Here is a 9,357-nt window from a genome sequence, read left to right on the forward strand (position 1 = left end):
CTGGAGATCATATTACTACCGCACAAGCGATCGCTAAAAGAATGGGGATTCAGAAAGCAGGGCAGGTTTTAGCCTTTGAAGGGCAACAATTGGCACAAATGGGCGATCGTGAAATTGCTCAATCGATTGAAGATGGAGTTGTTTTTGCTAGGGTTGCCCCCACCCAAAAACTGCAACTAGTGGAAGCACTCCAATCTAAAGGGGAAATCGTCGCCATGACTGGAGATGGAGTAAACGATGCTCCTGCCCTCAAGCAAGCAGATATTGGGATTGCTATGGGGAAAGGAGGAACCGAAGTGGCACGAGAGTCTGCTGATATGCTACTCACAGATGATAACTTTGCCTCTATAGAAGCTGCGGTAGAAGAAGGGCGCACAGTCTACCAGAACTTACAAAAAGCGATCGCTTTTCTCTTGCCTGTCAACGGCGGTGAATCGATGACCATTCTGATTAGTGCCTTGCTAGCAAGAGATTTGCCTATTCTCTCCCTACAAGTACTCTGGCTCAATATGATCAACTCGATTACTATGACCGTTCCTCTGGCTTTTGAACCCAAATCTCAGGGTATTATGCAACAGCCAGCGCGCAATCCCAATCAACCCTTGCTCACTCGCAAATTATTAAACCGAATTTTAGCAGTGTCGGTATTCAACTGGATTTTGATTTTTGGGGTGTTTGAGTGGGCTAAATTGACAACGGGAGATATTGCAGTTGCTCGCACAATGGCAATTCAATCACTGGTTGCAGCGAGGGTAATCTATCTTATAAGTATCAGTCAATTAGGGATAAGTCTGGCTAATTATGCACGCCGTAGAGCAACATCTATCACCAAAGCACCGATCCTCATTGTGGGTATTGTTGCTGCTGCTGTCTTACAAATTGTCTTTAGCCAGTGGGGTGTAATGAACACGCTATTTGAAACAGCACCACTAACCTTGAATCAGTGGCTGATCTGTTTACTGCCAATGCTCCCAATGATACCCATGGCAATCTGGGCTCACTCTATTGACCCACTTTAAGACCAAGTGAAAAAATGTTGACGATAGATCGAACTAAAATCAGGTAGGGTGAGGTACACCTCGCCTTACTTCTCTATACTATCTATTGAAAACACAAATAGAAATGTCTGCAAATAGTAAAATTTATTGACTTGTTCGCTATATAATTACTCAAGTGCAATCTAAAATTAGAGTTCCGCAGATCGCACCAACTTGGAATGCTTAATTTGAATAAAGTTAAAGTAGAAAAATTAACACAGTGACAGAACAGAAAACAAATCGATATGTTGATTATGAAGTCTTCACCACCTGCTAGCGCGAGGAGGTGTTATCTTGTTCTACAATAGCTATAGGCTGTGACCATAACATCGAAAGCTTTACTCGACTTCTAAGTGATAAACGGAATCTTTTGTCTCGTCAATCCTGTGAGCCATTTCTGCTCATCAGTTGAGATTTCAAAGCATTGATTGCGACAAGCAAGCACACCGAGTTTTGGGCTACATTGAGAAATACAGTAAAAATCCTCCCCACAATAGTACTTGGTCTGGGTATTTTCAGGCTAAATTGCACGGGGCATACAAGCACCCCGCCCTTCGAGGAGTCCGCTCCATCTGGGGTCTCCCCAGATGCTCGCCCTAAAGGATACCGCTCCGCATATGTCGGACGTGGCGGTGTCAGCCCCTCACGAATGCCTGGCGATTGGACAAGACAAACTTCATTTTATATGCAGCCAGATGAATAATGTTTATTCTTTGTTTGAAGACTATAAAGACACAGAAGCTTTAAACTTGCTCAAACAAATTGAAGAAGAATGTTGTTAAAGTTTTGTAATCCTTAGCCAGTCAGATTAGATGATTTTTATGGAGCAGAAATAAAAATATTTTAAAATACAGCAAAAATTTTGGCGCGAGAAATTTGGTAGGTGGTTAATATTTTTCTAATTAAGTTTTAAAGTTTTGTAAAAAATCACAACAATGTTCTTTAATATACACTGATATTTTGGTATAAAATTAAGTAAAGCAATCTAAATGTTGCAACTAACAAAATTCAGTCTTTTTTCTTTTTCAATATCATTCATATCAAACAAACTGAGTAATCGAACCTACTTACTTATTTGGTTGCTTCTCAAGTCGATTTTTCGTCTCTGGCCTCGGAAACCGTAGCGAAAATCGATATTTACCCTTTTAGTCAGGAATTTTTGGTTTATGAAACTGCACAGCATAGAGCGAGTGCATTCCTACGGGATTGATTCGGTTCTAGCAAAAGATCGGCCAACTAAAAAACGTGATTATGCATTTGCATACTCTACAGATCGCGAATTAAAGCTAACTGAAGAATTCGAGGTTAATGCAGCTTATTTTTCGCTAAATGAGCGGAAAAATGGATATAATTTCTGTGAAATTAAGTCTCCAACAGAATTATCATTAGTAGAAACGGTTTCTGCTCCTCCTCATACTATCGATTTCGAGCCAAATTTATTAGAGCAGCACTATCAGCCTGAGTATTTATGGTTTCATCGAGAAGTAATAAAACCCCAAATTTTGGTAATAGAACATCGAGATGATAGTCGTAATTTGATAGCTACAATCTTACGAGAAGAAAACTTTCAGGTAATTGAAGCTAAAGATAGTAATACTGCGATTAATTTAGCAAAATCTGAACGTCCAGATATAATAATTTGTGAATTAATGATGCCAATAATTGATGGTTATGGTATCTTAAATTTACTGCGTCAATCTGAACTTACTAACAAAATACCCCTACTATTTATTGCAGTTCAGTTGCCAAAAAATAAGCAAAATTCAGAAATAATGTTAGTAAATGACAAAGAAACTATTGAACCTTTAACTGCGGAAAAGTTGTTAACAGAAATTACTCATCGACTCTATATAGCGATCGCTAAAAGATAGTTGAGAAAAGGTAGTTTAATAGACATAAATACACAACAATAAATTTATATCGTTCTTGGTCGTTTGTTGTCGATAATTTGTAATTAGTAGTAAAAAATGAATGACTAATATAGCACTACGTATAGACGTTAGGACATTTTTTAAATTGCTACTTGCAGTGCGACAATAAATCGGTTTTATTCATCGAGCGGTCAGACCCCGCGTTATGTGCGATGCCCTAAAGGACTTCCTTCGGTCGCGCGATGCAGAGCGAGTCCTAAGGCGGAAGCGGTATCCGTGATAGACGCTATCAGAGGTGTGCGGGGAGGGAGTAGCTTTTAATAATTTGTTTATTTGCCCTAACATTTTTATTATTTGGCTTTGAAACTCCTCCTACCGCCACTACAGATGGAATATCCGAACCGCTTCCGCGTACCTAGCAAACGTCCGTCACAATGGAGGTCTCCTCCAAAGACGCAGACTTACCAAACGCTGACCAAGACAAGCAAAGCACGCCTTTGCCACTTAAAGAAGTCAATAATTTTTGGTTTTAGCCCAATCTTGTACGGCTATAACTATTGACTAATAACCATAGAAGGAGGATGTAAATGACAATTAGCCCTTCGGAATCGGAGCAAAAGGCAAAAGTTGTCGTAGATAACAATCCCGTGCCTACTTCTTTTGAGAAGTGGGCAAAACCAGGACACTTTGATCGCGCCCTAGCGCGAGGTCCTAAAAGTACTACCTGGATTTGGAATCTACACGCTGATGCTCACGATTTTGATAGCCACACCAGTGATTTAGAAGACGTTTCTCGTAAAATATTTTCGGCTCATTTTGGACATTTGGCAGTAGTCTTTGTCTGGTTGAGTGGAATGTACTTTCACGGTGCCAAGTTTTCTAACTATACCGCTTGGTTAACAGATCCAGTTGGTATTAAACCCAGCGCACAGGTAGTTTGGCCCCTCGTTGGTCAAGATATACTCAATGCTGATGTGGGCGGTGGTTTCCACGGCATTCAAATTACTTCGGGCTTATTTCAGTTGTGGCGAGCCTCTGGTATTACTAACGAGTTTCAGCTTTACTGTACTGCAATAGGCGGTTTAGTAATGGCTGCTCTAATGCTATTCGCTGGCTGGTTTCACTATCACGTCCGCGCTCCCAAGTTGGAATGGTTTCAAAATGTCGAGTCGGCAATGAATCATCACTTAGCAGGATTGTTAGGTTTGGGTTCATTAGGCTGGGCAGGACACCAGATTCATGTATCATTACCCATTAATAAACTTTTGGATGCAGGAGTCGCTCCTAGTGAAATTCCCTTGCCCCATGAATTTATTGATGCGAGCAAAATGGCAGAGCTATATCCTAGTTTTGCTCAGGGTTTAAGACCTTTCTTTACTTTGAATTGGGGAGCTTATTCTGACTTCCTAACTTTTAAAGGGGGTTTAAATCCAGTCACGGGGGGTTTATGGCTCTCGGATACTGCCCACCATCACTTAGCAATTGCTGTTCTGTTCATCATTGCTGGTCACTTTTACCGTACTAACTGGGGTATTGGTCATAGCTTTAAGGAAGTTCTAGAAGCTCACAAAGGTCCTTTTACTGGCACTGGTCATAAAGGGATGTATGAAGTCTTTACGACCTCTTGGCACGCCCAATTATCTTGGAACTTAGCTTGGATGGGGTCTTTAAGTATTTTGGTTGCACATCATATGTATGCGATGCCTCCCTATCCTTATCTGGCGACAGACTATGCTACTACCCTTTCTTTATTTACTCATCATGTATGGATTGGTGGTTTTCTAATAGTCGGTGCTGCTGCCCATGCTGCTATCTTCATGGTGCGGGATTACGATCCTGCGATGCACGTTAATAATAATCTTGATCGCGTATTACGTCACCGCGATAGTATTATTGCCCATTTAGTTTGGGTCTGTCAGTTTTTAGGCTTTCACAGTTTCGGAATTTATCTTCACAACGACACCCTGCGGGCTTTTGGTCGTCCCCAAGATATGTTTTCCGATACAGGGATTCCTTTGCAACCAATTTTTGCTCAATGGATTCAAAACTTCCATGCTTTAGCACCTGGTTCGACTGCTTCCGTGTTAAATGAGCCTGTTAGTTATGCTTTTGGCGGTGGCGGAGTATTGGCAATTGGCGATAAAGTAGCAATGATGCCGATTCAATTAGGCACAGCAGATTTTCTCATTCACCATATCCATGCTTTTACGATCCATGTCACCGTATTAATCTTGCTCAAAGGTGTACTGTACTCTCGCAATTCTCGTTTAATTCCCGATAAAAGTGAGTTAGGTTTCCGCTTTCCCTGTGATGGACCTGGTCGTGGTGGTACTTGCCAAGTGTCGGCTTGGGATCATGTCTTCTTAGGACTGTTTTGGATGTATAACACAATCTCAATGGTTATTTTCCACTTTTTCTGGAAGATGCAATCTGATGTCTGGGGAACAGTAGGCGCAGACGGCACAGTAAATCATATTACGGCGGGTAATTTTGCCTCTAGCTCGATTACGATTAATGGTTGGCTGCGAGACTTTCTCTGGGCGCAAGCATCTCAAGTTATTACTTCTTACAATAGTGCGCTTTCCGCTTATGGATTAATGTTTTTAGCAGGACACTTTGTCTTTGGCTTTAGCTTAATGTTCTTATTTAGCGGTCGTGGCTATTGGCAAGAGCTAATCGAATCTATTGTTTGGGCACACAACAAGCTCAAAATTGCGATCTCAGTTCAACCCCGCGCCCTCAGTATTACTCATGGTCGTGCTGTAGGTGCAGCTCAGTACCTATTAGGGGGAATTGTTACTACCTGGGCTTTCTTCTTGGCTCGTATGGCAGCAATTGGGTAGATAAACCAAATCAAAAAATCTGTAAGGGCGATTTGCCAATCGCCCCTACCAATCAATTTAAGTAATCACAATCGAAATTTGTTAAATTATGGCTACTAAATTTCCTAAATTTAGCCAAGACCTTGCTCAAGACCCGACTACCAGACGTGTTTGGTATGGGATAGCGACGGCACATGACTTTGAACTTCATGATGGTATGACGGAAGAAAATCTTTATCAAAAGATTTTTGCTTCTCACTTCGGTCATATTGCTATTATCTTTCTGTGGACTTCAGGTTTACTATTCCACGTCGCATGGCAAGGCAACTTTGAACAGTGGGTTCAAGATCCCTTAAAAATTTCTCCCATAGCTCATGCAATTTGGGACCCTCAATTTGGGCCAGGAGCAATTGAAGCCTTTACTCAAGCAGGAGCTTCTAATCCCGTAAATATCGCTTATTCTGGCGTTTATCACTGGTGGAACACAATTGGGATGCGCTCTAACAATGACCTTTATATGGGGTCGATCTTGTTATTGTTACTAGCATCAGTAATGTTATTTGCTGGCTGGTTGCATCTGCAGCCCAAATTCCGCCCCAGTTTGGCTTGGTTTAAGAATGCAGAATCTCGCCTGAATCACCATTTAGCTGGTTTATTCGGGGTTAGTTCTTTGGCTTGGACTGGTCACTTAATTCATGTGGCAATCCCTGAATCTCGCGGACAGCACGTAGGTTGGGATAACTTCTTAACCACTCCGCCTCATCCCGCAGGTTTAGGAGCATTTTTTAGTCTCAACTGGGGCGCATATGCCCAAAACCCCGATACTGCCAATCATATATTTGGCACATCAGAAGGTGCAGGCACAGCGATTTTAACTTTTTTAGGTGGCTTCCATCCCCAAACCGAGTCTTTGTGGCTGACAGATATGGCGCATCACCATTTGGCGATCGGCGTTATCTTCATTATTGCAGGTCATATGTACCGCACTAACTTTGGTATTGGTCACAATATTAAAGAGATGACTGAGGCTGTACAAGGACCCGGTTGGGGTGGTTTTTTTATTGCTCCTCAAACTGGTCGGGGACACAAAGGTATTTACGATACCTACAATAATTCGTTGCACTTTCAGTTAGCATGGCATTTGGCTTGTCTGGGGGTAATCACTTCCTTAGTGGCACAGCATATGTATTCGATGCCTCCCTATGCTTTTATTGCCAAAGACTACACCACTACGGCTGCTCTCTATACTCATCATCAGTATATTGCTGGCTTTTTGATGGTTGGTGCATTTGCTCACGGTGCAATCTTTATGGTGAGAGATTACGATCCAGAATTGAATCGGGATAATGTCCTAGCCAGAGTGCTAGACCATAAAGAGGCAATTATCTCTCACCTCAGTTGGGTATCTATGTTCCTTGGTTTTCATACTCTTGCTTTGTATGTTCATAACGATGTAGAGGTAGCATTTGGTGCAGCAGAAAAGCAAATTTTAATCGAGCCTGTATTTGCTCAGTGGCTACAAGCTATTCACGGTAAGGGACTATACGGCATCAGCACTTTGCTTTCAAATCCTGATAGTATTGCCTCTACTGCTTGGCCCAATCATGCTAATGTCTGGCTACCTGGGTGGCTTGAAGCTATGAACAGTGGTACTAACTCACTGTATCTAACTATTGGCCCTGGAGACTTCTATGTTCATCATGCGATCGCCCTAGGTCTTCACGTTACTACTTTAATCTTAGTTAAAGGTGCGTTAGATGCTCGTGGCTCTAAACTGATGCCCGACAAAAAAGACTTTGGCTATTCTTTCCCCTGTGATGGCCCTGGACGTGGTGGTACTTGCGATATCTCTGCTTGGGATAGTTTCTATCTGGCTACTTTCTGGATGCTCAATACTTTAGGTTGGATTACTTTTTATTGGCACTGGAAACACTTAGCAATTTGGGAAGGTAATGTAGCTCAGTTTAATCAAGGCTCTACCTATCTCATGGGATGGTTTAGAGATTATCTTTGGGCAAATTCCGCGCAGTTAATCAATGGCTATAACCCTTATGGAACAAACAATCTAGCTATTTGGGCTTGGATATTCCTCTTCGGACATCTGGTTTGGGCGGTTAGCTTCATGTTCTTAATTACCTGGCGCGGTTACTGGCAAGAGCTAATTGAAACCCTCATGTGGGCGCACGAACACACTCCATTATCCTTTGGCTATCCCAAAGATAAACCAGTAGCACTATCAATCGTGCAAGCTCGCTTAGTAGGTTTAACCCATTTTACCGTCGGTTATATTGCCACATACGGGGCATTTGTCATCGCTTCAACGGCGAGTAAATTTGGTTAGCGTTTTTAAATTTTGTCTTTTGCCCTTTGTTCTTGATTAGTTGTTATCGATTTCCAACTAACAACTAATGACGTCCTCTGTTCTTAAAAGTATCAAGGATAAATTACGACGGACTTGGTTAAATATCCTGATTACCTCGTTTCTCATACCTTGCTTGACAAAGGGCAAAGATTAACAAGTTTGGGGGATTCTCCTCTCCCAAAATCGACAATAGCCCGATCCTAATTGAGCGTCGGATCGGGTTTTCTTCCCCAATTAATAATTTAGTATTTGGCGATCGCCAATAGAATAAACTACTAACCAATAATCACTAACAATTTAAAAACATGAGTGAAACTATAACCCCTAATTTTTCTCAAGCTTATACAGAATCAGAACTAATTAAACCCTATAAAGGCGATCCTTGTTTGGGTAATCTTTCTACTCCCATTAATGACTCTGAACTGGTTAAAGCTTATATGAGCAATTTGCCAGCCTACCGTGAAGGATTGAGTCCTTTTATGCGTGGCTTAGAAATTGGTATGGCTCATGGATATTTTTTGATCGGCCCAGAAATTGTCTTTGGCCCATTACGAGAAACTTCTCACGGAGCTAATATAAGTGGCGTAATCACCGCTATTTACATCACTGCCTCAGCCGTTTTAGGAATTTCTATTTTTGCTCTGGCTACTTTTCAAGGCGATCCTAGAGGGGCGTATAATTCAAATTCCAAAGACGATCTAAGACCTTTGAGACACAAAGATGACTGGTTTCAACTGGGAGGAGGTATCTTTTTAGGGGCAATGGGTGGTGCAGTATTTGCCTATGCTTTACTAGAAAATTTTGACGATCTCGATGCAATTTTACGTGGTGCAGTTAATGTTAGCCAGCATCTTACTCCCTGGCTCTACGGCTAGACTTTTAACTTCAATCATCAACAACTGTACAAACGCTTTATTGAATGTACAGACGTTTCATCCGAACATCTCTAACTACTAAAAATTAAGAGGATTATTATGACCGACATGACACAAATGACAGGTGCTTATGCTCTTTCTTGGCTTCCTTGGATTCTAATTCCTTTGATTACTTATATTTTGCCTTTTCCCATATTCGCTCTTGTATTTCTTTGGATTGAAAAAGAAGCAGTGGAAGAAGAAGTTTGAGGTTTAATCAAATAGGTAAATGACAAGTCTTGAAACCTAACCAAAATTATTTACAATCGAAAAAATGAAGAAAAAAATATTGCCTTTAATCTTAGCAATAGTAATTTGTTTTGCTATAACTCCTACTGCTTCAGCAGATGG

Annotated in this window: 8 protein-coding genes; all 8 read left to right on the forward strand. The window is 41.3% G+C overall.

The genetic code is table 11. The features are described 5' to 3' along the window. On the forward strand, positions 1-1,019 hold a 1,019-nt coding region (locus tag H1P_RS27685; RefSeq protein WP_144873814.1), incomplete at its 5' end, for an HAD-IC family P-type ATPase. Positions 1,020-1,445: 426 nt separating this feature from the next. Then, complete coding sequence (gene cowN / locus H1P_RS40005; protein WP_425461556.1) at positions 1,446-1,637, forward strand: N(2)-fixation sustaining protein CowN; 192 nt, start codon at positions 1,446-1,448, stop codon at positions 1,635-1,637. A 17-nt stretch (positions 1,638-1,654) separates the two neighbouring features. After that, positions 1,655-1,819, forward strand: coding sequence for a N(2)-fixation sustaining protein CowN (gene cowN / locus H1P_RS39560; protein WP_342799617.1), 165 nt, complete (start codon positions 1,655-1,657; stop codon positions 1,817-1,819). A 384-nt stretch (positions 1,820-2,203) separates the two neighbouring features. After that, complete coding sequence (locus H1P_RS27695) at positions 2,204-2,908, forward strand: response regulator (protein WP_144873818.1); 705 nt, start codon at positions 2,204-2,206, stop codon at positions 2,906-2,908. A 587-nt stretch (positions 2,909-3,495) separates the two neighbouring features. Beyond that, positions 3,496-5,751: a photosystem I core protein PsaA gene (gene psaA, locus H1P_RS27700; protein ID WP_144873820.1), complete on the forward strand. Its 2,256-nt coding sequence runs from the start codon at positions 3,496-3,498 to the stop codon at positions 5,749-5,751. Positions 5,752-5,839: 88 nt separating this feature from the next. After that, positions 5,840-8,071, forward strand: a complete 2,232-nt coding sequence (gene psaB, locus H1P_RS27705) for a photosystem I core protein PsaB (RefSeq protein ID WP_144873822.1) — start codon at positions 5,840-5,842, stop codon at positions 8,069-8,071. A 326-nt stretch (positions 8,072-8,397) separates the two neighbouring features. Further along, positions 8,398-8,967 (forward strand): photosystem I reaction center subunit XI, encoded by a 570-nt coding sequence (locus tag H1P_RS27710; RefSeq protein ID WP_144873824.1) that lies wholly within the window; start codon positions 8,398-8,400, stop codon positions 8,965-8,967. A gap of 99 nt (positions 8,968-9,066) precedes the next feature. After that, complete coding sequence (gene psaI / locus H1P_RS27715; RefSeq protein ID WP_144873826.1) at positions 9,067-9,216, forward strand: photosystem I reaction center subunit VIII; 150 nt, start codon at positions 9,067-9,069, stop codon at positions 9,214-9,216. The last annotated feature ends 141 nt before the right edge of the window (positions 9,217-9,357 follow it).

Source organism: Hyella patelloides LEGE 07179, from assembly GCF_900659865.1.
Classification (GTDB): domain Bacteria; phylum Cyanobacteriota; class Cyanobacteriia; order Cyanobacteriales; family Xenococcaceae; genus Hyella; species Hyella patelloides.